Here is a 25,625-nt window from a genome sequence, read left to right as displayed (position 1 = left end):
CGGAAAGAGAAACGAAACACATGCAGAGAAAACTGATCGTCTTCGGCGCCATGTTGTCCGTCAGCGCCGGCCTGGCCTGGGCGGCGGCTGAGCTGGACATGGACCTGATGCAGAACATCGACGATACGAACAAGAGCCTGGCGTCGAACATCGCGCTCAAGGACGGCAAGGCCGCCATCGCGGATGCGAAGTCCATGAACGCCATGTTCGACACCGTGGAAACCTATTTCGTGCAGAAGGGCGATGCCGCCAATGCGGTCGACCTGTCGAAAAAGAGCCGCGAACTGACCCTCGCGATCGTCGACTCGGTCACGTCCAACGACTTCGACAAGGCGACCGATGCCGCCACCACGCTGTCGCGGACCTGCAAGACATGCCACACGTTCTACAAGAAAGAATAGGCGCAGCGCTTGAAGAATCTGAAGAACGCGTGCGCCGTCCTCGCGCTCGTCCTGCCGCTCGCGGCATGGGCGGGCAACGTGGAAGCAGGCCGCATCAAGTCGGAATCGGAGCGCTGCCAGGAATGCCACGGCGCCGACGGCAACGGCAATGGCGAGGACGGGAAGTTCGCCCGGCTGGCCGGCCAGTATCCGGCGTACATCGTCAAGCAGTTGCAGGACTTTCGCAGCGGCGCGCGCAAACACGACTACATGATGGTCATGGCGAGGAGCCTGGACGAAGCGGACATCGCCGACATCGCCGCGTACTACGGCGGCCTGCCCGCGATGCGCGGCGAGGCGACGCATGCCGACGCGGCGACGGCGCAGCGGCTGTTCGCCACCTGCGCGGCCTGCCACGGCCCGCAGGGCAAGGGAACCGGCAACGCGGCGTTTCCCGTGATCGGCGGGCAGGACGTGAAGTACTTGCGCAACCAGTTGCTGGCATGGCGCAGCGGCGAACGCAGGAACAGCCCGGGCGGCACGATGAACGAGGCCACGAAGGGATTGACGGACGCCGAGATCGACGTATTGGCGCATTACCTATCAGGGATACAGGAGAGATGATGAAATTGTTGGTGGCGGCCGTGCTGGCCGCATCGATCGCGCTGCCCGCCGCGGCCGCGCTGAAAGAGGGCGACAGCGCCCCGGACTTCAAGACGCAGGCGTCGCAGGCCGGCAAGGCCTTCGGCTATTCGCTCAAGGACGCGCTGAAGAAGGGCCCCGTGGTCGTGTACTTCTACCCGTCGGCCTATACGGGCGGCTGCAACGTGCAGGCGCATGCATTCGCCGTCAACCAGGAAAAATTCGCCGCGGCCGGCGCGAGCATCGTCGGCGTCTCGCTGGACAGCATCGCGCGCCTGAACGACTTCTCGGCCGATCCGGAGTACTGCGCCGGCAAGATCGCGGTCGCGTCGGATGCCGACGGCCGCATCGCGAAGTCGTACGACCTGACGGTGCGCGAAGCCGCGCCGGGCCGCAAGGACACGCGCGGCAAGGACATCGACCACGGTTTCGCCGAACGCACCACGTTCATCGTGACGCCGAACGGCAAGGTCGCCGCGGTTGTCGGTGGACTGGCGCCGGGCGCGAACGTCGAACAGGCGCTGCAGGCCGTGCAAAAGCTGGCCGTCGCGAAATGAGGAGGAGCGCATGAAACAGATCACCATCGCAGTCCTCGCGCTCGCCGCCGGCCTGGCGCAGGCGCAGGACACCATCGCGACGGCCATCCCCGGCGTCGCCGCGGCCGGCACGAAGATCGAATTGATCAGGGAAGGTTTCGACGGCACCGAGGGCCCGCTGGCGCTGGCCGACGGGAGCCTGATCTTCACGGAGACGACGGCCAACCGCATCACGCGCATTGGCGCCGACGGCACGACGTCGACCTACCTCGACAACAGCAACGGTTCGAATGGCCTCGGCTTCGGCGCGGGCGGCGCGCTGTACGCCGTGCAGGTGCGCGAGCCACGCGTGGGCATCGTCGCGCCGGCGGACAAGGCGCGCACGCTGGCCGACCAATGGGACGGCCTGCCGTTCGGCCGCCCGAACGACCTCGTGGTCGGCCGCAACGGCAACGTCTACTTCACCGATTCCGGCGCGGCGCCGGGCGCGAGGAACGGCCAGCACGCGCATGCCGTGGCCAAGCCGGCCGTGTACCGCATCCCGGCGGCGGGCAAGCTGGAACGCGTGGCGGCCGACATCGAGCGGCCGAACGGCATTCAGCTGAGTCCCGACGAAAAGACGCTGTACGTGGCCAACACACAGGGCGAGCACGTGCTGGCGTACGACGTGGCGCCGGACGGCACGGTCGGCAAGCGCCGCGATTTCGCCCGCCTGGCCGGCTGGAGCAAGGGAGATAACGGCTGGTCCAGCGGCGCGGACGGCCTCGCGGTCGACGGTGCCGGACGCCTGTACGTGGCATCGAACGCCGGCATCGAAGTGTTCGGCCCGCGCGGCGACGCGCTCGGCGTGATCGCGCTGCCGAAGAAGCCGCAGAACCTCGCGTTCTCCGGACCCGGCAAGCACACGCTGTACGTCGTCGGCCGCGGCGCCGCCTACAGGATCGCGTTGCTGGCGCAGGGCTTCGAAGGGCGTGCAAAATGACCCGCAAGACCGCGAAGGATTTCGACCCGCAGGTACTGCAGCTGTTCGACAAATACGTGCACGGCGACTTGAGCCGCCGGGGCTTCCTGCAATCGGCCGGCAAGGTCGCAGCGGGCGCGCTGTCGGCTGAAGCGCTGCTCGCCGCGTTGAGCCCCAACTTCGCCCAGGCGCAGCAGGTCGCGCCGACCGACCCGCGCATCGTGGGCAGCCGCGTGGAGTTTCCGTCCCCGGACGGCAACGGCAAGGTGCACGGCTACCTGGTGCGCCCGGCAAATGCGCAGGGCAGGCCGGGTGCCGTGCTGGTGGTGCACGAGAACCGCGGCCTGAACCCCCACATCGAAGACATCGCGCGCCGCCTCGCGCTCGCCGGCTATGTCGCGTTCGCGCCGGACGCCTTGTATCCGCTGGGCGGCTATCCCGGCGACGAGGACAAGGCCCGTGCCCTGTTCCCGAAACTGGACCAGGCGAAGACGCGCGAAGACTTCGTCGCCGCTGCCGGCGCGTTGAAGACGCTGCCCGGCACGAACGGCAAGGTCGGCGTCGTCGGCTTCTGCTACGGCGGCGGGATCGCGAACCTGCTGGCGACGAGGTTGCCCGACCTGGCCGCCGCCGTGCCGTTCTACGGGGCCGCACCCGCGCCGGCGGACGTCCCGCGGATCAAGGCGCAGGTCCTCGTCCACCACGCCGGCAACGATGCGCGCCTGCTGGAAGCGTGGCCCGGCTACGAGGCCGCGCTGAAGTCGGCCGGGATCCGCCACGAGGGTTACGTGTACCCGGGCGTGGAACACGGCTTCAACAACGATACGACGCCGCGCTATGACGACGCGGCGGCGAAGCTCGCGTGGCAACGCACGCTGGCCCTGTTCGACCGGACCCTGCGTGCCTGAAGCCCGGTCGTCGTCACTTTTTTTACCCCCACCAGAAGGAAGAAGATGAACAAGCGTACCAAGACTCTCGTCGCCCTCGCCGTGATTGCGGCTTCCGCGTCCGCACTGGCCCAGCAGGGGCCGAAGCCGGAAAACCTGATCAAGTGGCGCCAGTCGGCGTTCCAGGTCGTGGCCTGGAACTCCGGCCGCATCAAGGCCTCGCTGGACGGCCAGTACAACAAGGACGAGGTCCTGCGCGCCGCCAACACCATCGCCGCCGTCGCCAACTCGGGCCTGGGCTCGCTGTTCGCGCCGGGCACGGAGCAGGGCAAGGGCTGGCACGACACGAGTGCGAAGCCGGAAGCGTTCAAGGACACGAAGCATTTCGGTGAGCTGGGCGCGAGCTTCGCGAAGGAAGCGAACGAGCTGGCCTCGCTGGCTGCCGGCGGCGACGCGGCCGCCATCAAGACCCAGTACGGCAAGCTGACCCGCACCTGCAAGGCCTGCCACGACGACTTCAAGGCCAAGGACTGACCTGTCATCACATCGGAGACCTGAATGATTCACCTGAAACATGCGGCCGTCGCAGCCGCGCTCCTCGCCACCGCCTGCGTCCTGCCGGCCGTGGCCCAGCAATCCGCCGCGCGCTCGACCGACCCGGCGAAGCCGCTCGGCTTCTTCGTCACCAGCGAAGGCGTCGGCAAGGGCGGTAATCTCGGCGGCCTGGCCGGCGCCGATGCCCAGTGCCAGAAACTGGCGACCACGGTCGGTGCCGGCAACCGCACCTGGCACGCCTACCTCAGCACGCAGGCGTCGGAGGGCCAACCCGCGGTCAACGCGCGCGACCGCATCGGCCAGGGACCGTGGTACAACACGCGCGGCGCCGTCGTCGCGCGCGACGTCGCACACCTGCACGGCGACACGCTGGAGGCGGCCCGCCTCGGCAACAACCTGACGCGCGCCACCGTCTTCAACGAAAAGAACGAGCCGGTGAAAGGCTTCGGCGACAAGCCGAACGAGCATGACATCATCACCGGGTCGACGCCGGACGGCCGCGCGTTCGCCGACGCGGCCGACCATACGTGCCGCAACTACACGAGCAGCGCGGCGGATGCGTCGACGCAGCTGGGCCACTTCGACCGGACCGGCGGCGGCAACACGTCGTGGAACTCGGCGCATGCGAGCCGCGGCTGCGGGCAGGAGAATCTCGTGAGTACCGGTGGGGCGGGCCTGTTGTACTGCTTCGCCGTCAACTGACCGGTCCGTGGAGATGCCCATGACATCCTTCCGTTACGCGTCTCCACTTGTTTTTGCCTGCGTGCTCGGCGCCGCGCAAGCCGTCGAGGTGGGGCCCGATTTCAGCACGCTGGTCGAGAAAGCCGGTCCCGCCGTGGTCAACATCCGCACCACGCGGACCGTGGCCGCGCATGAGAGCGACGACCCGGAGACGCGCGAGCTGTTCCGGCGCTTCTTCGGCGAGCCGCTGCCGCGCGATCATCCGCCGCTCCCGTCGGACGAAGCACCGGAGCGCGTGCGGCGCGGCGTCGGCTCCGGCTTCATCGTGTCGCGCGACGGCGACGTGCTGACGAATGCGCACGTGGTCGACGGCGCCGACGAGGTGTACGTCAAGCTGGCCGACCGGCGCGAGTTCAGGGCGCGGGTCGTCGGCACCGACAAGCGCACCGATGTCGCGATCCTGAAGATCGACGCCGCCGGCCTGCCGACCCTCACGACGGGCAATTCGGGCAACACGAAAGCGGGCGAATGGGTCATCGCGATCGGCTCGCCGTTCGACCTGGACAACACGGTCACGGCGGGCATCGTCTCCGCCCGCGCGCGCGAGACGGGCGACTTCCTGCCGCTCATCCAGACCGACGTGCCGGTCAATCCCGGCAACTCGGGCGGCCCGCTGATCAATTTGCGCGGCGAAGTGGTCGGCATCAATTCGCAGATCTACAGCCGCTCCGGCGGCTTCATGGGCATCTCGTTCGCGATTCCGATCGAGGACGCGCTGCGCGTGGCCGGGCAACTGAAGGGCAGCGGACGCGTGACGCGCGGCCGCATGGGCGTCTACCTGACGGACGTCGACCGTGACGTGGCCGACGCGCTGGGTCTCGCGAACACGCAGGGCGGATTCGTCGGTCGCATCGAACGGGGCGGACCGGCCGAACGCGCGGGCCTGCGCGACGGCGACATCATCGTCGCGTTCAACGGTGCGGCCATCGAGCGCAGCGCGCAACTGCGCCGCCTGGCGGCCGACACGCGGCCCGGCACGACGGTCAACCTGACCGTGCTGCGCAACGGGTCCGCACGCCATGTCACCGTCACGCTGGCCGAGCTGGAAGCGGAACGGCCGGCACCGAAGGTTCGCGCGCAACCCGCGCCGGCGGCGCCGGGCAACCGGCTGGGCGTGTCGGTGCTGGACCTGACGGCGGCGCAGAAGGCGGAACTGGGCGCACGCACCGGCGTGGTGGTCGACAAGGTGGAAGGCGCGGCGCAGGTGGCCGGCGTGCGCCCGGGAGATATCATCCTTGCGCTCGACAATGCGGACGTGGCCAGTGCCGCGGCGTTCGCGAAGCAGGCCGACAAGGCGGGGAAGGCATCGGTATTGCTCGTGCGGCGGGGAGATACGTCGCAGTTCGTGATGCTGCGTCCCGAAGCTCACTGAGCACCTACGTCGTCCCCGCGCAGGCGGGGACCCAATTTGTACGCGCCGCGGCAGCGCCACCAACTTAGGTTCCCGCCTGCGCGGGAACGACGGTTTTTCAACGTTTCGAACTCTTGGCCGCCAACGCTTCCGCCTTCTCCACACTGGCCCCGATCGAGCGGGCCATCTCCGAATCCTGCGGCACCATCGCCAGGATTTTTTTCCACGGTGGGATCGCCTGCGCGTAATCGCCCCGTTCGTAGGCGGCGCTGCCCTTCAGCGCGAGCGCCTGCACATGGTTCGGGTTGATGGCTAGCGCGCGGTCGATCAGCCGTTCCGGTTCGCCCGACAAATCCTGGTTCATCGCCATCCCCAGCGCGACGGCGGCGTCGGTCAGCCCGTTCGCATTGTTCGGCTCCAGCGCGATCAGGTGGCGGTAGGCCTCCACCGCGGCATCGAAGCGGCGCAGCGTCTCGTACGAGTGCGCGAGCATGCGCCAGCCTTCGGCGTCGTCAGGTTCATTCTTGAGGCGTTCGGCCAGGCGGTTCACCATCGCCTCGATCTGCGCGGGACCGATCGCCGGCGTGTCCGCCTGCGTCGGCGGCGCCAGCACGGCCTGCGGCGTGCCGATGGCCGCGTACAGCGCCACGGCGGCCGCGGGGAGCACGAGGCCGATGGCGATGGGTGACCAGTCGCGGTCGGGGCGAGGCGCAAGGCCGGCCGGGTGACGGCGCAGCAGCGGCGCCAGGGCGAAGGCGAGGGCGATGGCCACCAGGGCGATCGCGCCGAGCAGGAAAGACGTCATGCGGCAGACTCCTCATTGTCGGGTTCGAACTGGCGCGCGCGCAGGCGGGCGAACAGCAGGGCGAGGCCGGCCAGCAGCAGGCCGAAGGGGCCGAACCACAGCAGCCACGTGCTGGCCTTGACGGGTGGGCGGTACAGCACGAAGTCGCCGTAGCGCTGCACCATGAAGTCGATGGCCTGCCGGTCGGTGGCGCCGCGCGCCAGCATGTCGCGCACCTGGCGCTTCAGCATCAGGGCCAGCTCCGCGTGCGAGTCCGCGATCGTCTGGTTCTGGCACACGAGGCAGCGCAGCTCCGCGGTCACGCGCTCGACGCGCCGGTCAAGTGTCGCATCGTCCGGTTGCGCGCTGGCCGGAGCGAGCGCCGCGCACAGCAGCAGGGTGGCGAAGCGCTTACGCATGTTCCAGTTCCCGGATCAGCGGCAGCAGGGTGTTCTTGATGATCTCCGGCGTCACGGGACCGGTCAGCTTGAGGCGGATGTTGCCCTGGCGGTCGATGACGAAGGTCTCGGGCACGCCGTACACGCCGTAGTCCGTGCCGACCTTGCCGTCCGCGTCGAACACGGACAGCGCGTACGGATTGCCGAACCTGTCGAGCCAGCGGCTGCCGTCTTCGCGCACGTCCATGTAGTTCAGGCCCACGATCGGCACGGCCGCCTGCTTCGCGAACTCCACGAGCACCGGATGCTCGGCGCGGCACGACGTGCACCACGACGCCCACACGTTGAACAGCCAGACCTTGCCGCGCATGTCCTGCGGCGAGAACGTCCTGTCGGCCTGTTCGAGCTGGCTGAGCTTGAAGGCGGGCGCAGGCTTGCCGATGAACGGGGACGGGACTTCCTGCGGCTTCAGGCGCAGGCCGACGCCGAGGAAGACGAGCAGGATGGCGAAGATGCCGAGCGGGATGGCGTAGCGTTTCATGCGGACCTCGATGATGATGGAACGGGGATGGCCGGCGCGGCGCGGGCGGTGTCCGGGGCGGCGACGCGGCGCGTGCGGTAGCGGCGGTCGACGGCGGCCAGCAGTCCGCCTGCGGCGATGACAAGGCAGCCGGCCCAGATCCAGCCCATGAAGGGCTTGTGCTGGACGCGCACGATCCACGTGCCGTCCTTCGTCAGTTCGCCCAGCGACACGTACAGGTCGCGCGCGATACCGCGGTCGATGGCGGCTTCCGTCGTCGGCATCTGCTGCACCGTGTAGAAACGTTTTTCCGGATGGAGCGTCGCGACGCGCGCGCCGTCCAGCGTGACGGCGAACGTGGCGCGCGCGCCGACGTAGTTGGAGGCGCGGATTTTTTCCAGTCCCTCGAACGTGAACGTGTAGTCGCCCGCGCGGGCGCTGCCGCCCACGCGCAGGCTCACGTCGTCCGCCGTCTCCGTGCCCTTGACGAGCGTGACGCCGATGACGAAGATGCCGACGCCCGCATGCGCGATCACCATGCCCCACCAGGCCGCGCCCTGGCGAGACGCGCGCCGGGCGAGCGACGTGCCGCGCGGCGCCTGGCTCAGGTTGCGGACCACGTGCTGCAACGTGGCGGAGAGCGTCCATGCGGCCAGCAGCACGCCCAGCGCGACCGTCGGCGAGCCGCGCACGACGAACAAGCCGGCCGCGCCCAGCACCACGGTCAGCAGCACGGCCAGCAGCGCGGCCGGACGCAGGCGCACGGCCACGTCGCGCAGCGAACCGTTCTTCCACGGGACGAACGGACCGACGGCGATCAGCAGCAGCACGGGCACCATCAGCGGCACGAACACGGTCTCGAAATACGGCGGGCCGACGGAGATCTTGCCGCCGCCCAGCGCATCGAGGAACAGCGGATACAGGGTGCCCAGCAGCACGGTGGCTGCGGCCACGAGCAGCAGCACGTTGTTCACCAGCAGAAGCGACTCGCGCGAGAAGAGTGCAAAGCGGCCGCCGAGGCCAATGGTCGGCGCGCGCCACGCGTACAGCGCCAGCGAGCCGCCGATGACGATGGCGAGGAACACGAGGATGAACAGGCCGCGGCGCGGATCGGACGCGAACGCGTGCACGGACGTCAGCACGCCGGAGCGGACGAGGAAGGTGCCCAGCAGCGACAACGAGAACGCGAGGATCGCGAGCAGCACGGTCCAGTTGCGGAAGGCGCCGCGCTTTTCCGTGACGGCCAGCGAGTGGATCAGCGCCGCGCCGACGAGCCAGGGCATGAACGACGCGTTTTCCACGGCGTCCCAGAACCACCAGCCGCCCCAGCCCAGTTCGTAATAGGCCCAGAAGCTGCCGAGGAAGATGCCGAGCGTGAGGAAGGTCCAGGCGACGAGCGTCCACGGCCGCGCCCAGCGCGCCCAGGCCGCATCCAGCTCGCCGCCGATCAAGGCTGCGATGGCGAACGCGAAGGCGACGGAGAACCCGACATAGCCCATGTACAGCAGCGGCGGATGCACGATCATGCCCACGTCCTGCAGCAGCGGGTTCAGGTCCTTGCCGTCCAGGGGCGCGGGCAGGCTGCGGTCGAACGGATTCGACGTGAACAGCGTGAACGACAGGAAGCCGATGGCGACGAGGCCCATCACGGCCAGCACGCGCGCGGACGTCGCCGGCGGCAGCTGGCGGCTGAACGCGACGACGGCGAGCGTCCACAGCGCGAGCGTCTGCACCCACAGCAGCAGCGACCCTTCGTGTCCGCCCCACGTCGCCGTGATGCGGTAGACGAGCGGCAGCGCCGTGTTCGAGTTGCCGGCCACGTAGGCGACGGAAAAATCGTTGACGGCGAACGCGTGCACGAGGATCGCGAACGCCAGCGTGACGAACAGCGCCTGGCCGACAGCCGCGGTGCGCGCCAGCGCCAGCCAGCGCGCGTTGCCGTTCAGCGAGCCGGCGAGCGGCAGCGTACCCTGCAGGACGGCGAGGCACAGCGCCAGCACCAGCGCGACGTTACCCAGTTCCGGGATCATGGCTTGCCTTTCGATTCGTTGGCGGCGAGGGCGCCTTTCCGCAATGCTTCCGCGGCTTCGGGCGGCATGTAGTTCTCGTCGTGCTTGGCCAGTACCTGGTCGGCGACGAACACGTGGTCCGCATTCAGACGGCCCTGCGCGACGACGCCTTTGCCTTCCTTGAACAGGTCGGGCAGGATGCCGCGGTAGTTGACCGTCACCTTGTGCGCGAGGTCGGTCACGACGAAGCGGACGGTGACGCCATCGGGCTGGCGCTGCAGCGTCCCATTCTCGACGAGGCCGCCGATGCGCAGGCTCTGGCCGCGCGGCGCTTCGCCCGCCAGGACCTGCGTGGGCGTGAAGAAGAATACGAGGTTCTTGCGGAATGCGGACAGCACGAGCATCGTGGCGATGCCCAGCGCGGCAAGAGCGCCGGCCAGCAGTATCAAACGTTTGTGGCGGGGTTTCAGGCTCATGGCCGGCCTTTCGACAGGGCGGCGCGGCGGCGTGCGCGCAGCGCCAGTACCTCGATCAACACGCCCGCCGCGGTCGCGCCGACGGAACCCCAGACATACGGCGCGTAGCCACCCATCGCGAGAAAATCGTGCCAGGTTTGCCAGATCATCGTGCCGCTCCCCGTTCGAGAATGATGCAGCGCAGCCGCGCGAGCACGGCGGCGATGGCATAGGCCCACAGCGCGAACGTCATCACGAGCATCCCGGTCAGCATCGTCGTCGCCATGCTGGGCGCCGCGCGCAGGCTGACGGACGCGCCCTGGTGCAAGGTGTTCCACCACTGGACCGAGAAATAGATGACGGGGACGTTGATCACGCCGACGAGGGCGATCACGGCGCCGGCCTTGTCGCCGCGCACCGGATCGTCGATGGCCGATTGCAGCGCCATGAAGCCCACGTACAGGAACAGCAGCAGGAGCTCCGACGTCAGGCGCGCATCCCACACCCACCACGCGCCCCAGGTCGGCCGGCCCCACAGGGCGCCCGTCCACAGCGCGAGGAACGTGAACAGCGCGCCGGTCGGGGCCAGAGCGCGCGCCATCATCGCGGAGAGGCGCGTGTTCAGCACGAGCCCGAGTCCGGCCCAGAAGGCCATCGCGACGTAGATCAGCATCGACAGCCAGGCCGCCGGCACGTGCACGAAGATGATGCGGTAGGCGTCGCCCTGCTGGTGGTCGGTGGGCGCGACGAGGAAGCCGATGGCAAGGCCGACGGCCGCGAGGACCAGCGCCGCGCCGGCGAACCAGGGAATCAGGCGGCCCGCGAGCGGATAGAAGACTTGCGGCGACGCGTAGCCGAACCAGTGGATGCGGCCAGGCGCCAGGCGTGGGGCCGCGTGGGAAGTCGGTGGTGTCATGTCGTGACGTCGTTGGCGTTCAAAAAAAAGCCCGCGTGTGTTGGACGCGGGCCCAGGAGACCGTCCCAACGGGAGAATGGCAGGGACGGATTCACTGTATCGCCTGGCGCGAAAAAAGTAATCGAATATGTTCGCATGTCGTTATGAGCTCGTCATTCGAGTGCGATGCGCAGCGCGCGCGCCGTGGCCCAGGGCGCCAGCGCGACGGCGCCCGCGAGCAGGGCGCCCAGCAGCGACAGGTGCGCCGCGCCATCCATGCCACTCATCTCCGCGCCGACGGCACCCGCGCCAAAGATCAGCACGGGCACGTACAACGGCAGCACGAGCAGCGCGACGAGCACGCCGCTGCCGCGCACGCCCAGCGTGAGCGCGCCGCCGATGGCGCCGAACAGGCTCAAAACCGGCGTGCCGATCAACAGCCCGAGCGTGAGTGTGCCGATGGCCGCGGGCGACAGGTCGAACTGCAGTGCCAGCAACGGCGCGAGCAGCACGAGCGGCAGGCCGGCGACGAGCCAGTGCGCGAGGATCTTCGCGGCGACCAGCACCGCCAGCGGTTCGGGCGACAGCAGCATCTGTTCGAGCGTGCCGTCCGCATGGTCCGGCGCGAACAGGCGCGCCAGCGACAGCATGGCCGCCAGCAGCGCCGCGACCCACAGGATGCCGGGCGCCATCGTGCGCAGCAGTGCCGGTTCCGGTCCGACGCCGAGCGGGAACAGCGAGATCACGATCACGAAGAAGAACAAGGTCGTGAACACGTCCGACCTGCGGCGCAGGGCGAGCTCCAGGTCGCGCCGGATGATGCACAGGAAGGTCGCGAGCATCAGCTTTGTCCGCCGAGGTCGAGCCGGTGCAGGCGGCCCGCGGAGAGTGCCAGGTCCTGGTGGGTCGTGTAGACGATGCTGCCGCCCTCATCGAGATGTTGATCCAGGAGCGAATGGAGCGCGGCGATGGACCCGGTGTCCAGCGCGGAAAACGGTTCGTCAAGGATGAGGAGTGCCGGCCGCGGGGCCAGCGCCAGCCGTGCGAGAGCGACGCGCTTGCGCTGGCCCTGCGACAGGATCGCGCACGGCAGGTGCAGCGCGTGCTCCAGGCCGAACAGCGCGAGCGCGCGCCGGGCGTCGTCGATGCCGCCGGACTGGCCGGCGATGCGGCGCGCGACGTCGAGGTTGCGCCAGGCGGGCAGGTCGTCCTTCAGCCCGGGCGCGTGGCCGCAGTAGAACAGGTCGCGGTGGTAGTCTTCGCGCGACGTCGCGATGTCGCGGCCGCGCCAGTGCACGGTGCCGGCCGCCGGCGGCGTGAGGCCGCACAGGATGCGCAGCAGGCTGCTCTTGCCGCTGCCGTTGGCGCCGGCCACCCACAGCGCCTCGCCCGGCGCGACGGCGAGGTCGATGTTCGAGAACAGGGTGCGGCCGCCGCGCACGCAGGCGATGTGATGGGCTTGCAGGGTCATGGTCGAGCGGACTATAGCGGGGTGTGGAGAAAAAGACATCGAAGGAATTCGCATGTCGTTATGCGCAGTCCTTCGTTCACCGCGCATGCCACCCGACCGTATATTCCAGAGCACCGAAACGATCACGGAGAAACCATGAAGAGAGAGACCATCGCCGTCCACGGCGGCTATTCGCCCGACCCGACCACGCGCGCCGCCGCGGTACCGATCTACCAGACGGTGTCGTACGCGTTCGACAGCACGCAGCACGGCGCCGACCTGTTCGACCTGAAGGTGCCCGGGAATATCTACACGCGCATCATGAACCCGACGCAGGACGTGCTGGAACAGCGCGTCGCGGCGCTGGAAGGCGGCGTGGGCGCGCTGGCGCTGGCGTCGGGACAGACGGCGATCACGTATGCGATCCTGACCATCGCGGAAGCGGGCGACAACATCATCTCCGCCTCCACGCTGTACGGCGGCACCTACAACCTGTTCGCCCACACCTTGCCGCAGTTCGGCATCCAGACGCGCTTCGCCGACTACCGCGAGCCGGAATCGTTCGCGCACCTGATCGACGAACGCACGAAGGCCGTGTACATCGAATCGATCGGTAACCCGCTCGGCAACATCACGGACATCGAAAAGATCGCCGAGGTCGCGCACCGCCACGGCGTGCCGCTCATCGTCGACAACACGGTCGCCACGCCTTACCTGCTGCGCCCCTTCGAACACGGCGCCGACATCGTCGTGCATTCACTGACCAAGTACCTGGGCGGCCACGGCAACTCGATCGGCGGCATCATCGTCGATTCTGGAAAATTCCCCTGGGCCGAGCACAAGGAACGCTTCCGCCGCCTGAACGAGCCGGACGTGTCGTACCACGGCGTCGTCTACACGGAGGCACTCGGTCCGGCCGCATTCATCGGCCGCGCACGCGTGGTCCCGCTGCGCAACACGGGCGGCGCGATCTCGCCGTTCAATGCGTTCCTGATCCTGCAAGGCATCGAAACGCTCGCGCTGCGCCTGGACCGCATCACGGAGAACACGCTGAAAGTCGCCGAGTACCTCGATCGCCATCCGAAGGTCCGCTGGGTCAACTACGCGGGCCTGCCCGACCATCCGAGCCACGACCTGGCCGTCAAATACCTGGAAGGCCGGCCGTCCGGCGTGCTGACGTTCGGCGTGTCCGGCGGTCGCGAGGGCGGGGCGCGCTTCCAGGATGCGCTCAAGCTGTTCACGCGGCTCGTCAACATCGGCGATGCGAAGTCGCTGGCATGCCATCCGGCGTCGACGACGCATCGCCAGCTCGGGCCGGACGAACTGGCGAAGGCCGGCGTCACCGAGGATACGGTGCGGCTGTCGATCGGCATCGAACATATCGACGATCTGCTCGAGGACCTGGCCCAAGCCCTCGACGCCGTTTGATTACCCGTTCCACCCGCCACCCAACGCCTTGACCAGGCTGACGCTCGCCGCCAGCCTGCGCCCCTGCGCAGCGAGCGCGCTGCGTTCGGCCGCCAGCGCCGTCGCCTGTACCGTCACCACGCTCAGGTAGTCGGTCGTGCCGGCCCGGTAGCGCGCCAGCATCTGGCGCTCCGATTCGCGCGACGCCTGCACGGCCGCCTCCAGCAGTTCCGATTCCTGTTCCAGGCCCGCCAGCAGGGCCAGCGCATCTTCCACTTCCTGCACGCTGTCCAGCACCGTCTGGCGGTAGCCGGCCACGGTCGCGTCGTAGACGGCGATGGCGCTGTCCGTCTGCGCGCGCCGTGCGCCGCCGTCGAACAGGGTGACGGCCAGCGCGGGACCGAGCGCCCACACGCGGTGCGGCACCGTCAGCCAGTGCGCGCCGTCCGTGCTCTGGAAACCGCCCATGGCGGACAGCGTCAGGTCGGGGAAGTACGCGGCCTGCGCGGCACCGACGCTCGCATTGGCGCTGGCTACGCGGCGCTCGGCGGCCGCCACGTCGGGGCGGCGTTCCAGCAGCTTGGACGGCACGCCGGCGGGGACGACGGGGACCTTGACCGCCACCCGTGCGGCCGGGGCAAGCGCGAACGAGGCAGGTTCGCGGCCCAGCAGCACGGCCAGCGCATGTTCCAGCTGGCTGCGCTGCACGCGGTTGTCGACGGCCTGCGCCTGCGTGGTTTTCAACTGCGCCTGTGCCTGCGCGACGTCGGCCGGCGTGGCGACGCCGAAGCGCAGGCGCTGCTGCGTCAGTTGCAGGCTGCATTCGTACGCCTGCACCGTGCTGTCCAGCAGGCGTTGCTGGGCGTCGACGACACGGACCTGAAAGTACAGCTGTGCCACCGTCGCCTGCACCGCGAGCCGGGCCGCGGCCAGGTCGGCGGCACCGGCTTCAGCTGCCAGTCGGCTCGATTCGGCCTGGTTGCGCACGCGGCCCCACACGTCCGCTTCCCAGCCCGCTTCCAGGGCGATGCGGCGGCTTGTCGCGACATTGCCGGCGCCGCCGGCACCGTTGCCCGTGCCGCGTTTCGCGCCGCCGGTCAGGTCGAGGAACGGGAACAGACTGGCCCGGGAGGATGCGGCCAGGGCCAGCGCCTGGCGGTAGCGCGCTTCGCTGATGCGGATCGTATCGTTGGACCGGCCCGCTTCCTCGACGAGTTCGGACAGGTGCGTATCGCCATACCCGAGCCACCAACGGCCCTGCGTGTCGAGTTCCGCGGGTTCGGCATACTTCCAGGCGGGCAGTGTGGTCGTCTCCTTGTACGTGGTGACCGGGACGTCGGGACGATGATAGGCGGGGCCGGTGGCGCAGCCGGCGAGGAGCAGGGAGAGCAGGGTAAGTCGAGGAGCGTTCATTGCGTGAGGATTCAGGTTGTGGCGAGCACCGGCGCGCGCTTGAAGCGGCGCAGCGCCTTGTGGCGCACGCGGTCGAGCGCCAGGTAGACGACCGGTGTCGTGTAGAGCGTGAGGGCCTGGCTGAACAGCAGGCCGCCCACAATGGCGAGGCCCAGCGGCCGGCGCAGCTCCGCGCCGTCGCCGGCGCCGAGGGCCAGCGGCAGGGCGCCGAACAGCGCGGCCAGGGTCGTCATCAGGATCGGACGGAAGCGCAGCAGGCAAGCCTGACGGATCGACGCCTCCGGCCCGAGGCCCTGGTCGCGTTCCAGCTGCAGCGCCGTGTCGATCATCATGATCGCGTTCTTCTTGACGATCCCGACGAGCAGGATCACGCCGATGAACGCGATCAGCGAGAACTCCGTGCCGCACGCCATCAGCGCCAGTAGCGCACCGACGCCCGCCGACGGCAGGGTCGACAGGATCGTCAGCGGGTGGATCGCGCTTTCGTACAGGATGCCGAGCACGATGTACACGGACAGCAGCGCGGCGAGGATCAGCCACGGCTGCGTGGCGAGCGAATCCTGGAACACCTGGGCGGCACCGGCGAAGCGGCCCGTGACGCTGTCCGGCGGATTCAGGCCCGCGAACGCCTTGTCGACGAGTGCCGCGGCCTGGTCGAGCGTGACGCCCGGCGCGAGGTTGAACGAGACGGTCGTCGCGGCGGCCGGGCCCTGGTGGTTGATGGCCAGCGGTGCCGTTTGCCGTTCCCAGTGGCTGATCGCGGCCAGCGGCACCTTCGCGCCGTCGGCACCCGTCAGGTAGACGTGGTTCAGCGCGGCGGCATCCTGCGTGAATTGCGGCAGCAGGGTGAGGACGACGAAGTACTGGTTCAGCGGTTCGTAGATCGTGGAGACGGGGCGCTGGCCGAACGCGTCGTTCAAGGTGGCGTCGATGTGGCGCGCCGTGATGCCGAGCCGCGCGGCGGCCGCACGGTCGACGACGAGGCGCGTCTGCAGGCCCTTGTCCTGGAAGTCGCTGTTGACGTCCGTGAGCTGCGGCAGCCTGGCCAAGGCGCCGCGCAGGCGCGGGGCGAGCGTGCGCAACGCGTCCAGGTCGCTCGACAGGATCGTGTACTGGTATTGCGCGCCGCTGGAACGGGCACCGATCGTCAGGTCCTGGTTCGACGACAGGAACAGCGAGATGCCGGGCACGCCGGCCAGCTTCGGACGCAGGCGCGCGATGATCTCCTGTGCGCTGGCCTTGCGTTCGCCCAGCGGCTTCAGGCGCACGAACACGGTGCCCGTATTCGTCTGCTGGCTGCCGAAGCCGCCCGAGTATTCATAAAAATTATCGATGTCCGGATCCTCGCCGAGGATTTTCAGCATGCGGTCGATTTTTTGCCGCATCGCCTGGAACGACGTGGACTGGTCGGCCTGGAAGGAGCCCATCAGCCGGCCCGTGTCCTGGATCGGAAAGAACCCCTTCGGCACGATCGTGTACAGCCACGTGTTCAGCGCGATCGTGGCCGCCAGCACGAGCAGGGTGAACCCCGCGTGGCGCAAGGTCCAGTCCAAAGTGCGGCGGTACCACGCAAGCGGGACGTCCATCAGACGGTCCAGACGGCCGGGCTTCGCATGCGTGTCGACAGGGCGCAGCAGCAGCGCGCACAGCATCGGCGTCGTCGTCAGCGAGATCACGAGCGAGATCAGCACGGCGAGTGACAGGGTGACGGCGAATTCGCGGAACAGCCGCCCGACGATGCCGCCCATGAACAGCAGCGGGATGAACACGGCCACGAGCGACACGCTCATCGCGAGTACGGTGAAGCCTACTTCCCTGGCACCGCGCAGCGCGGCGGCGATGGGCGCCATGCCTTCCTCGATGTGCTTGACGGCGTTTTCCACGACGACGATCGCATCGTCGACGACGAAGCCCGTCGAGATGATCAGCGCCATCAGCGACAGGTTGTTCAGGCTGTAGCCGAGCAGGTAGATGATGGCGAGCGTGCCCAGCAGCGAGACGGGGATCGCGATGCTGGGGATCAGCGTCGCGCGGCCGTTGCGCAGGAACAGGAACGTCACCGCGACCACGAGCACGACGGCGATGGCCAGCGTTTCCTGCACTTCCGTCAGCGACTTGCGGATGGTGGAGCTGCGGTCGATCGCGACGTCGACGTCGACGCCGGCCGGCGCCATCGCACGCAGTTGCGGCAGCAGGGCGCGCAGCGCGTCGACGGTGGCGATCACGTTGGCGCCCGGCTGCGCGAACGCCGCGATGATCACGGCCGGCTTGCCGCCGTACGTGCCGGCGTTGCGCACGTCCTGCACGGCGTCGCGCACGCGCGCCACGTCGGACAGGCGCACCGGCGCATCCTTGTTCCACGCGACGACGAGGTTGCGGTAGTCGCGCGCCTGGCGTGCCTGGTCGTTGACGTCGATCTGCCAGCGCCGCTGCCCGTCCTCGACGAAGCCCTTGGGGGCGTTGACGTTGGCGGCGGCCAGCGCCTGCCGCACCTTTTCCAGGCCGATGCCATACTGGTTCAGGACGTTCGGGTCGACCTCGATGCGCACGGCGCGCAGCGAGCTGCCGTTGACGTTAACCTGGCCCACGCCCTTGACTTGCGAGACCTTCTGGCCCAGCAGGGTGAAGGCGATGTCGTACAGCTGGTCCTGCGTGTGCGTTTGGGAGCGCAGCGCGAAGGTCATGACGGGCGGGCCGGCCGAATTCGACTTGCGGTACGACGGGTTGTTCGGCATCGTCGGCAGCAGCGCGCGGGCCGCGTTGATCGCCGATTGCACGTCGCGCGCGGCGCCGTCGATGTCGCGGTCGATGTCGAACTGCAGGTTGATGCGCGTGACGCCCTGCGTGCTCGACGACGTCATTTCCGTGATGCCGGCAATACGCCCTAGCACGCGCTCGAGCGGCGTCGCCACCGTCGCGGCCATCGTTTCCGGACTGGCGCCGGGCAGGTTGGCCTGCACGCTCAGCGTGGGAAAGTCGACCTGGGGCAGGGCGGCACGCGGCAGCAGCGCATACGCGAGCATGCCGGGCAGCGCGATGGCCAGGGTGAGCAGGATCGTGGCGACAGGCCGGCGGATGAAGAAGGCGGAGAAATTCACGCGCGCAGCTCCACCACCTGCGCCTCGCCCGGGCGCACGGCCGGGACGGCGGACGCGCGGCCGAACCTGCGGCCCAGCCGGTCGAAGGCGAGGTAGATGACGGGCGTCGTGAACAGGGTCAGCGCCTGGCTGGCCAGCAGGCCGCCGACAAGGGCGATGCCGAGCGGCTCGCGCAGCTCGGCACCGGGGCCGCTGCCGAAGATCATCGGCACGGCGCTGAACAGCGCGGCCAGGGTCGTCATCAGGATCGGGCGCAGGCGCAGCAGGCAGGCTTCGTAGATCGCGGCGCGCGGGTGCATGCCGCGGCTGCGCTCCGCCTCCAGCGCGAAGTCGATGATCATGATGGCGTTCTTTTGCACGATGCCGATCAGCAGGACGATGCCGATGATGGCGATCACGCTCAGGTCGTGGCCGCCGACCCACAGCGCGAGCAGCGCGCCGATACCGGCGGAAGGCAGGGTCGACAGGATCGTGAGCGGATGCACGAAGCTTTCGTACAGCACGCCCAGCACGATGTACATGGTCACGAGCGCCGCGACGATCAGGAAGAATTCGTTCGACAGCGCCGTGCGGAACGCGAGGGCCGCGCCGCGGAAGCGGGTCTGCACGGCTTCGGGCAGGTCGAGCGTGGCGCGCTTCGCCTCGATGGCGGCCACGGCGTCGCCCAGCGAATAGCCGTCGGCCAGGTTGAACGAGATGGTCGCGGCGGGGAACTGTTTTTCTCGGCTGATCAGCAGGTTTGCGGGCGCCTCGCGCACGCGCACGAGCGTGGCGAGCGGAATCTGGCGGCCGTTCGCGCCGCTGACGTAGAGGCTGCCGAGCGCGTTCAGGCCGGCGTCGCGGTCGCGCTGCGCTTCCAGCACCACGCGGTACTGGTTCGTCTGCGTGAAGATGGTCGACACGAGGCGCTGGCCGAACGCGCTGTACAACGCGTCGTCGATGGCGGCCACCGTCACGCCGAGGCGGCTCGCGGCGTCGCGGTCGATTTCCAGGTAGGCTTTCAGGCCCGCGTCCTGCACGTTGCTCGCGACGTCCGTGAGCTGCGGCAGCGAACGGAGGGCCGTCAGCAACGGCGGCAGGGACGCCGCCAGCGCGTCGCCGTCCATGCTCTCGACGAGGTACTGGTATTGCGTGCGGCTGACGCGGTCTTCCACCGTCAGGTCCTGCAGCGGCTGGAAATATGCCGTGATGCCGGGGACGTCGTGCGCGGCCTGGCGCAGGCGCGCGATGATGGCCGGCGCGCGGTCGCCGCGTTCCTCGTGCGGTTTCAAATTGACGAGCAGGCGGCCGCTGTTGACGGTGGCGTTGGTGCCGTCGATGCCGACGATGGACGACAGGCTCGCCACGGCCGGATCGCGCAGCAGCGCTTGTGCGAGGGCCTGCTGGCGCTCGGCCATCGCGCCGAACGATGTCGTCTGCGGGCCTTCCGTGATGACCTGGATGGCGCCCGTGTCCTGGGCGGGGAAAAAGCCTTTCGGGATGCCCCAGGCCAGCAGCGCCGTCAGCACGACGGTGCCGAACGTGACGAGGAGTGTCGCGCCCTGGTGGCGCAGCACCCATTCCAGCGCGCGGCCGTAGCGCTTCAATACCGCGTCGAAGAACGGATCCTCCGCGGGCTTCTCGTGCTTCAGCAGGCGCGCGCACAGCATCGGCGTGAGCGTCAGCGATACCACCGCGGAGATCAGGATGGCGACGGCGAGCGTGACCGCGAATTCGCGGAACAGCCGTCCGACGACGTCCGCCATGTACAGCAGCGGGATCAATACCGCGATCAGCGAGAAGGTCAGCGAGATGATCGTGAAACCGATCTGCTTCGAGCCCTTCAGCGCGGCGTCCAGCGGCGATTCCCCTTCCTCCACGTGGCGCGCGATGTTCTCGATCATGACGATGGCGTCGTCGACGACGAAGCCCGTGGCGATCGTCAGCGCCATCAAGGTGAGGTTGTTCAGGCTGAAGCCGGCGAGATACATCACGCCGAACGTGCCGACGAGCGACAGCGGCACCGCGAGGCTGGGGATCAGCGTGGCGGACAGGCTGCGCAGGAACAGCGCGATGACCATCACGACCAGCGCAATCGCCAGCACCAGTTCGAACTGCACGTCGTGCACGGCCTGGCGGATGGTGGTCGTGCGGTCGGACAGCACCGTCAGCTCGACGTTCGCCGGCAGCCCCGCGCGCAGGGACGGCAGCAGCGCCTTGATGCGCTCCGCGACATCGATCACGTTGGCGCCCGGCTGGCGCTGGATGTTCACGAGGATCGCCTGGTGTTCGTTCGCCCACGCGGCCAGGTGCAGGTCTTCCGGCGCTTCGCGCACGTCGGCCACGTCGGCCAGGTGCACCGGGTTGCCGGCGCGCGTGGCCAGCACCACTTGCCGGTATTCCCCGGCGCTGCGCAGCTGGCTGTTGGCGTCCAGCGCCGCGGTCTGCAGTGGGCCGTCGAAGCTGCCCTTCGCCTGGTTCGAGTTGGCCGCGCCGATGGCCGCGCGCAGCTGGTCGAAGCCGATGCCGTACGCGGCCAGCGCGGCCGGGTTGACCTGGATGCGCACGGCCGGGCGCTGACCGCCCGCGAGGCTCACGAGGCCGACGCCCGACACCTGCGCGATCTTTTGCGCCATCGACGTGTCGACGATGTCCTGCAGGCGTGTCAGCGGCAGCGTGTCCGAGCGCACGGCCAGCGTGAGGACGGGCGCGTCGGCCGGATTGACCTTGCTGTAGACGGGAGGCGACGGCAGGTCCTGCGGCAGGTAGCTTGCGGCCGCGTTGATGGCGGCCTGCACGGACTGTTCGGCCACGTCGAGGCTCACGTCGAGCGCGAACTGCAGGGTGATCACGGACGCGCCGCCGGAACTCGACGACGACATCTGGTTCAGGCCCGCGATGGCGCCGAACTGGCGTTCCAGCGGCGCGGTAATGGCCGTGGCGACGACGTCCGGGCTGGCGCCCGGATAGCCGGTCGACACCTGGATCGTCGGATAGTCGACCTGGGGCAGCGCGGACTGCGGCAGCAGCCGGTACGCGAGGAGGCCGGACAGCAGCACGGCCAGCATCAGCAGGAGCGTCGCCACCGGACGCCGGATGAAGACGCGCGACGGGTTCATCCCGCGATCTCCGCGCGTGCGGTCGCGCGTGCCTTGCGGGACTCCGGCAGCACCACTTTCGCACCGTTGCGCAACCGGTCCGTGCCCGTCACGACGACCTGTTCGCCGGGTTCCAGGCCCGTGGTGACGGTCGTCTTGTCGCCGTCGACGGGGCCCAGCGTGACGGGGCGCAGCGCAACGGTTTTATCGGTGCCGACCACGTACACGAACGGCCCCTGGTTGCCGTTCTGGATCGCGACGCTGGGCGCGACGATTTGTGCCGACCGCGTCTCGACGAGCAGGCGCACGTTGACGAACTGGTTGGGGTACAGCGCGCCGTCCGCGTTCGCGAACTGCGCCTTGAAGCGGATGGTGCCGGTGGCAGGATCGATCTGGTTGTCGATCGTCTCCAGCCGGCCCTGCGCGAGCTTGCGCGTGCCGGCGCGGTCCCACGCTTCCACCGCGAGCACGCGGCCCTGCTTCTGCGCGCCGGCGAGCTGCGCGGCGATGGCGGGCAACTGGTCTTCCGGCAGCGAGAACAGCGCGGCAATGGGTTGTACGGCCGTGATGACGGCGAGGCCCGCCGCGTCGTTCGGTGCGACGATGTTGCCGACGTCGACCTGGCGCAGGCCGATGCGGCCCGACACGGGCGCCGTGATGCGGGCGAAGCTCAGTTGCAGGCGCGCGTTGTCGACGACGCCCTGGTCGGCCTGCACCGTGCCCTGGTACTGCTGCACGAGCGCGGCCTGGTTGTCGAGCGCCTGTTCCGAGATCGAGTCGTGGGCGCGCAGGCCCTGGTAGCGCGCGAGGTCGGCCTGCGCGTTCTTCAACAGCGCGAGATCGCGCTTGAGTTGTCCTTCCGCCTGCGTCAGCTGCGCCACGAACGGGCGCGGGTCGATTTCCGCCAGCAGCTCGCCGGCTTTGACCAATTGACCCTCCTGGAACAGCACCTTTTGTAATTGGCCGCCGACGCGCGCACGCACGACGACGGACGCCTGCGGCACCACCGTCCCGAGCGCGCTCTGCACGACGCGCACGTCCTGTTTGCCGGCCGCCGCGACGGCCACGGGCACGGGCCGGTTGGCGGCGGCGCCCTGGCGTTCTTCCTTCACCTGCTGGCCGCAGCCCGCCACACCCACGCACGCGGTCAGCCCGAGCACGCCCGCGGCGCGGCGCCATCGTCTCTTGTCTGTCATTCCTGGTCCCGGATTTGCGGCCGTCGTCGAAATGCGACGGCCTGTCGATCGTCGTCATCCTGCAACAACCATGCCCGGGATTTGGGCCGCCGCAGCGGCAAAAACTGTTCGATTCGCAGCAGGCGGCGATGCGGCGTGCTGCGTCCTCAACAATGTTGTGCGCTGCCACCAGCACGGCGCCTTGCCGAATAAGCAAATGCCTTTATCTTCGTTCTCCGGGCCGGAAAGCGCACGTTATATTGACAACCATGAGCCTGACGACCCTACACCACAAGACCGCCGACCTGCCGCGTACCGCGGGCCCCACGACCGCCATCGTGAGGCCGCCGGGCGAGCACGAGTTCGAGCGGGCGGACAGCCCCACGCTGATCGCTTTCCGCGAATCGCAGCAACTGAGCCTGCTGATCCGCGCCACGGCCTTCGTGTTTTCCGACCCGCAGTCGCGCGCGCTGCAGGACCTGATCAAGCGCATCGCGCCCAGCGAAGCGACGGCGCTGATCATGGGCGAGACGGGTACCGGCAAGGAGCTCGTCGCGCGCCACGTGCATGCGCTCTCGCGCCGTGCCAGCTCGAACTTCGTCGCCATCAACTGCGGCGCGTTTTCCGAGACGCTGATCGAAAGCGAGTTGTTCGGCTACGAGCGCGGCGCGTTCACGGGCGCGCAGCAGGCCAAGGCCGGCTGGTTCGAGACGGCCAACGGCGGCACGCTGTTCCTCGACGAAATCGGCGACCTGCCGCTCGCGATGCAGGTAAAACTCCTGCGCGTGTTGCAGGAACGCGAAGTGGTGCGGCTGGGCGGCCGCAAGCCGATCCCCATCGACGTGCGCCTGATCGCCGCGACCAACGTCGATCTCGCGGAGGCCGTGCGGGCAGGGCGCTTCCGCGAAGACCTGTTCTACCGCCTGCAAGTGGTGACGCTCCCCTTGAAGCCGCTGCGCGAGCGCGCCGGCGACATCCTGCCGCTGACCCGCCACTTCCTGCAGATGTACGCGCAGCGGCTGCACGTGGCCGACCCCGTCGTCCTGCCGGAGGCGGACCAGGCGCTGCTCGCGTATCCGTGGCCGGGCAACATCCGCGAACTGGAAAACGTCATCCACCGCGCGCTGCTCGTGTGCCAGCAGGGCGTGATCACGGCGGCCGACCTGCACCTGCCCAGCTGGCACACGCAGGCCGTGGCTGCCCCGGTGTCCGTGCCGGACGTGCCGCAGGCGTTCGTACAGCACGCCGCGGCGCCGGAAACGTCCGCGCCGCGACCGCACGCGCCCGCCGTCGAGGGCACGTACGCGGAACTGCGCCAGGCCTGGCAGCAGCTGCTCCATTCGGACCGCACGATCGAGTTCGAGAACATGGTGCTGCAACTGGCGGAGGACGCGTGGCGCCACAACCTGTGCAACCAGGTGCGCACGGCCAAGCAGCTGAATATCAGCAGGAACATCCTGCGCACGTACCTGAAAAAGTCCGAACTGTTGTGACGCCGCCGCGTCGTTTGCGCAGGGTGCCCGGCCTCGCCGCGCACCCTGTTTGCGTTCGTGCGCCCGTGCCCAAGGGGATATGACAAAACCGGATAAACAAGGGCAAAAGTATTCGTTTGGTTTTCGACCTGCTGTGCTTAACCTGTGACTTCCAGAACCTGCCCTTGAAAGAGAGAAACAATATGCTGTTAAAAAAACTGATCCAGGCAACCGTGGCTATCGCACTCGTTGCCCCGACCGTGCATGCCGCCGACATCACTCTCCTGAACGTGTCGTACGACCCGACGCGCGAGCTGTACCAGGACGTCGGTAAAGCCTTCGCCGCCAAGTACAAGGCCCAGACCGGCGACAACGTCACCTTCAAGGCATCGCACGGCGGTTCGGGCAAGCAGGCCCGCTCCGTGATCGACGGCCTGCAGGCGGACGTCGTCACCCTGGCCCTCGCATGGGACATCGACGAGATCGCCGAGCGCGGCCTGGTCGCCAAGGACTGGCAGAAGCGCCTGCAGCACAACAGCTCGCCGTACAACTCGACCATCGTGTTCCTGGTCCGCAAGGGCAACCCGAAAGGCATCCACGACTGGAACGACCTGATCAAGCCGGGCGTGCAAGTCATCACCCCGAACCCGAAGACGTCCGGCGGCGCACGCTGGAATTACCTGGCGGCCTGGGGCAATGCCCTGAAACAGCCGGGCGGCAATGAAGCGAAGGCACGCGACTACGTGGCCAAGCTGTTCAAGAACGTGCCTGTGCTCGACTCCGGCGCGCGCGGCGCGACTACGACCTTCGTCGAACGCGGCATCGGCGACGTGCTGATCGCCTGGGAAAACGAAGCGATCCTGGCCATCAAGGAACTGGGCCCGGACAAGTTCGAGATCGTGGCGCCGAAGCAGAGCATCCTGGCCGAGCCGCCGGTGGCCGTCGTCGACAAGGTCGTCGACAAGCGCGGCACCCGCAAGGTGGCCGAGGCCTACCTGCAATACCTGTACACGGATGAAGGCCAGGACATCATCGCGAAGAACTACTACCGTCCGATCAACGCCACGGTCGGCGCGAAATACGCGGCGCAGTTCCCGAAAGTGAACCTGTTCACCATCAACGACGTGTTCGGCGGCTGGACCAAGGCGCAGAAGACCCACTTCGCGGATGGCGGCACGTTCGACCAGTTGTACCAGCCGGGCAAGTAAGATAGCCTGATACCGTTCCGCCGGCGCTACTTGCGCCGGCATTCTGGTTCAACGCCGGCGCGTGCGCCGGCCTTCATTTTTCTCGGACCCATCATGGACTGGCTGGATCGGGTGACCTGGTTCCTGGTCATCGTGCTCGTGATCGCCGCGTTCTGCTTTCCCATCAACCGCGGCGACTAATATCTACCTGGCAATATTGCTGTTGCTATCA

General features: G+C 68.4%; 25 protein-coding genes. 12 read left to right on the top strand and 13 right to left on the bottom strand.

Annotated features, from left to right (window positions below; genetic code table 11):
* Positions 1-20 precede the first annotated feature (20 nt).
* Genes P0M04_RS02055 through P0M04_RS02020 form a run of 8 tightly spaced genes read left to right on the top strand, consistent with a single transcriptional unit; the run spans position 21 to position 6,074 of the window.
* Positions 21-401 carry a hypothetical protein gene (locus P0M04_RS02055; RefSeq protein WP_259448986.1) on the top strand — a complete coding sequence of 127 codons (381 nt, stop codon included), beginning with the start codon at positions 21-23 and terminating at the stop codon, positions 399-401.
* A gap of 9 nt (positions 402-410) precedes the next feature.
* Positions 411-1,004 (top strand): c-type cytochrome, encoded by a 594-nt coding sequence (locus tag P0M04_RS02050; protein ID WP_259448987.1) that lies wholly within the window; start codon positions 411-413, stop codon positions 1,002-1,004.
* Positions 1,001-1,579: a peroxiredoxin gene (locus tag P0M04_RS02045; RefSeq protein ID WP_259448988.1), complete on the top strand. Its 579-nt coding sequence runs from the start codon at positions 1,001-1,003 to the stop codon at positions 1,577-1,579. Before P0M04_RS02050 ends, P0M04_RS02045 begins: the two co-directional genes overlap by 4 nt.
* Before the next feature lie 10 nt (positions 1,580-1,589).
* Positions 1,590-2,540 carry an SMP-30/gluconolactonase/LRE family protein gene (locus P0M04_RS02040; protein WP_259448989.1) on the top strand — a complete coding sequence of 317 codons (951 nt, stop codon included), beginning with the start codon at positions 1,590-1,592 and terminating at the stop codon, positions 2,538-2,540.
* Positions 2,537-3,427, top strand: coding sequence for a dienelactone hydrolase family protein (locus P0M04_RS02035; RefSeq protein ID WP_259448990.1), 891 nt, complete (start codon positions 2,537-2,539; stop codon positions 3,425-3,427). The genes P0M04_RS02040 and P0M04_RS02035 overlap by 4 nt, the downstream gene beginning before the upstream one ends.
* A gap of 45 nt (positions 3,428-3,472) precedes the next feature.
* Positions 3,473-3,940, top strand: coding sequence for a c-type cytochrome (locus P0M04_RS02030; protein WP_259448991.1), 468 nt, complete (start codon positions 3,473-3,475; stop codon positions 3,938-3,940).
* A 24-nt stretch (positions 3,941-3,964) separates the two neighbouring features.
* Positions 3,965-4,663 (top strand): lectin, encoded by a 699-nt coding sequence (locus P0M04_RS02025; protein ID WP_259448992.1) that lies wholly within the window; start codon positions 3,965-3,967, stop codon positions 4,661-4,663.
* Between the two features lie 19 nt (positions 4,664-4,682).
* The gene (locus P0M04_RS02020; RefSeq protein WP_259448993.1) at positions 4,683-6,074 is read left to right on the top strand and encodes a Do family serine endopeptidase; all 1,392 of its coding nucleotides are present in this window, start codon (positions 4,683-4,685) and stop codon (positions 6,072-6,074) included.
* 97 nt (positions 6,075-6,171) lie between these two features.
* Here P0M04_RS02020 and P0M04_RS02015 read toward each other — a convergent pair whose 3' ends face one another.
* From P0M04_RS02015 to ccmA, 9 genes are all read right to left on the bottom strand, one after another.
* Positions 6,172-6,858, bottom strand: a complete 687-nt coding sequence (locus P0M04_RS02015) for a tetratricopeptide repeat protein (protein WP_259448994.1) — start codon at positions 6,856-6,858, stop codon at positions 6,172-6,174.
* Positions 6,855-7,256, bottom strand: coding sequence for a cytochrome c-type biogenesis protein (locus P0M04_RS02010; protein ID WP_259448995.1), 402 nt, complete (start codon positions 7,254-7,256; stop codon positions 6,855-6,857). The genes P0M04_RS02015 and P0M04_RS02010 overlap by 4 nt, the downstream gene beginning before the upstream one ends.
* A complete protein-coding gene (locus tag P0M04_RS02005; RefSeq protein WP_259448996.1) occupies positions 7,249-7,776 on the bottom strand; it encodes a DsbE family thiol:disulfide interchange protein in 528 nt (175 codons plus the stop codon). The genes P0M04_RS02010 and P0M04_RS02005 overlap by 8 nt, the downstream gene beginning before the upstream one ends.
* Positions 7,773-9,785 (bottom strand): heme lyase CcmF/NrfE family subunit, encoded by a 2,013-nt coding sequence (locus tag P0M04_RS02000; protein WP_259448997.1) that lies wholly within the window; start codon positions 9,783-9,785, stop codon positions 7,773-7,775. The genes P0M04_RS02005 and P0M04_RS02000 overlap by 4 nt, the downstream gene beginning before the upstream one ends.
* A complete protein-coding gene (ccmE, locus tag P0M04_RS01995; RefSeq protein ID WP_259449162.1) occupies positions 9,782-10,234 on the bottom strand; it encodes a cytochrome c maturation protein CcmE in 453 nt (150 codons plus the stop codon). Before ccmE ends, P0M04_RS02000 begins: the two co-directional genes overlap by 4 nt.
* A 2-nt stretch (positions 10,235-10,236) precedes the next feature.
* A complete protein-coding gene (ccmD, locus tag P0M04_RS01990; protein ID WP_063978197.1) occupies positions 10,237-10,389 on the bottom strand; it encodes a heme exporter protein CcmD in 153 nt (50 codons plus the stop codon).
* Positions 10,386-11,135 carry a heme ABC transporter permease CcmC gene (gene ccmC / locus P0M04_RS01985; RefSeq protein WP_259448998.1) on the bottom strand — a complete coding sequence of 250 codons (750 nt, stop codon included), beginning with the start codon at positions 11,133-11,135 and terminating at the stop codon, positions 10,386-10,388. The genes ccmD and ccmC overlap by 4 nt, the downstream gene beginning before the upstream one ends.
* Before the next feature lie 152 nt (positions 11,136-11,287).
* Positions 11,288-11,956 (bottom strand): heme exporter protein CcmB, encoded by a 669-nt coding sequence (ccmB, locus tag P0M04_RS01980; RefSeq protein ID WP_259448999.1) that lies wholly within the window; start codon positions 11,954-11,956, stop codon positions 11,288-11,290.
* The gene (gene ccmA, locus P0M04_RS01975; protein WP_259449000.1) at positions 11,956-12,585 is read right to left on the bottom strand and encodes a cytochrome c biogenesis heme-transporting ATPase CcmA; all 630 of its coding nucleotides are present in this window, start codon (positions 12,583-12,585) and stop codon (positions 11,956-11,958) included. The genes ccmB and ccmA overlap by 1 nt, the downstream gene beginning before the upstream one ends.
* A gap of 135 nt (positions 12,586-12,720) precedes the next feature.
* Between ccmA and P0M04_RS01970 the strand changes: the two genes are divergently transcribed.
* The gene (locus P0M04_RS01970; RefSeq protein ID WP_259449001.1) at positions 12,721-13,992 is read left to right on the top strand and encodes an O-acetylhomoserine aminocarboxypropyltransferase/cysteine synthase family protein; all 1,272 of its coding nucleotides are present in this window, start codon (positions 12,721-12,723) and stop codon (positions 13,990-13,992) included.
* Here the strand turns inward: P0M04_RS01970 and P0M04_RS01965 are convergent, their stop codons facing one another.
* The 4 genes from P0M04_RS01965 to P0M04_RS01950 are packed head-to-tail and all read right to left on the bottom strand — an operon-like array spanning position 13,993 to position 22,755.
* A complete protein-coding gene (locus P0M04_RS01965; RefSeq protein ID WP_259449002.1) occupies positions 13,993-15,384 on the bottom strand; it encodes an efflux transporter outer membrane subunit in 1,392 nt (463 codons plus the stop codon). It abuts the gene before it with no gap.
* 11 nt (positions 15,385-15,395) lie between these two features.
* A complete protein-coding gene (locus P0M04_RS01960; protein ID WP_259449003.1) occupies positions 15,396-18,482 on the bottom strand; it encodes an efflux RND transporter permease subunit in 3,087 nt (1,028 codons plus the stop codon).
* Positions 18,479-21,580, bottom strand: a complete 3,102-nt coding sequence (locus P0M04_RS01955) for a multidrug efflux RND transporter permease subunit (protein WP_259449004.1) — start codon at positions 21,578-21,580, stop codon at positions 18,479-18,481. The genes P0M04_RS01960 and P0M04_RS01955 overlap by 4 nt, the downstream gene beginning before the upstream one ends.
* A complete protein-coding gene (locus tag P0M04_RS01950) occupies positions 21,577-22,755 on the bottom strand; it encodes an MdtA/MuxA family multidrug efflux RND transporter periplasmic adaptor subunit (protein ID WP_259449005.1) in 1,179 nt (392 codons plus the stop codon). Before P0M04_RS01950 ends, P0M04_RS01955 begins: the two co-directional genes overlap by 4 nt.
* A gap of 248 nt (positions 22,756-23,003) precedes the next feature.
* Here P0M04_RS01950 and P0M04_RS01945 point away from each other — a divergent pair, with 248 nt between their 5' ends.
* The 3 genes from P0M04_RS01945 to P0M04_RS01935 all read left to right on the top strand — a co-directional run bounded on the left by P0M04_RS01945 (position 23,004) and on the right by P0M04_RS01935 (position 25,594).
* Positions 23,004-24,227 carry a sigma-54 interaction domain-containing protein gene (locus P0M04_RS01945; RefSeq protein WP_259449006.1) on the top strand — a complete coding sequence of 408 codons (1,224 nt, stop codon included), beginning with the start codon at positions 23,004-23,006 and terminating at the stop codon, positions 24,225-24,227.
* Positions 24,228-24,409: 182 nt separating this feature from the next.
* Positions 24,410-25,414, top strand: a complete 1,005-nt coding sequence (locus tag P0M04_RS01940; protein ID WP_259449007.1) for a sulfate ABC transporter substrate-binding protein — start codon at positions 24,410-24,412, stop codon at positions 25,412-25,414.
* A 30-nt stretch (positions 25,415-25,444) separates the two neighbouring features.
* Positions 25,445-25,594, top strand: coding sequence for a hypothetical protein (locus P0M04_RS01935; RefSeq protein ID WP_259449008.1), 150 nt, complete (start codon positions 25,445-25,447; stop codon positions 25,592-25,594).
* Positions 25,595-25,625 lie beyond the last annotated feature (31 nt).

This window comes from Telluria mixta, assembly GCF_029223865.1.
Lineage (GTDB): Bacteria > Pseudomonadota > Gammaproteobacteria > Burkholderiales > Burkholderiaceae_D > Telluria > Telluria mixta.
The sequence above is the reverse complement of the archived record's forward strand: the minus strand, read 5'-3'. Positions and strand labels throughout refer to the sequence as shown.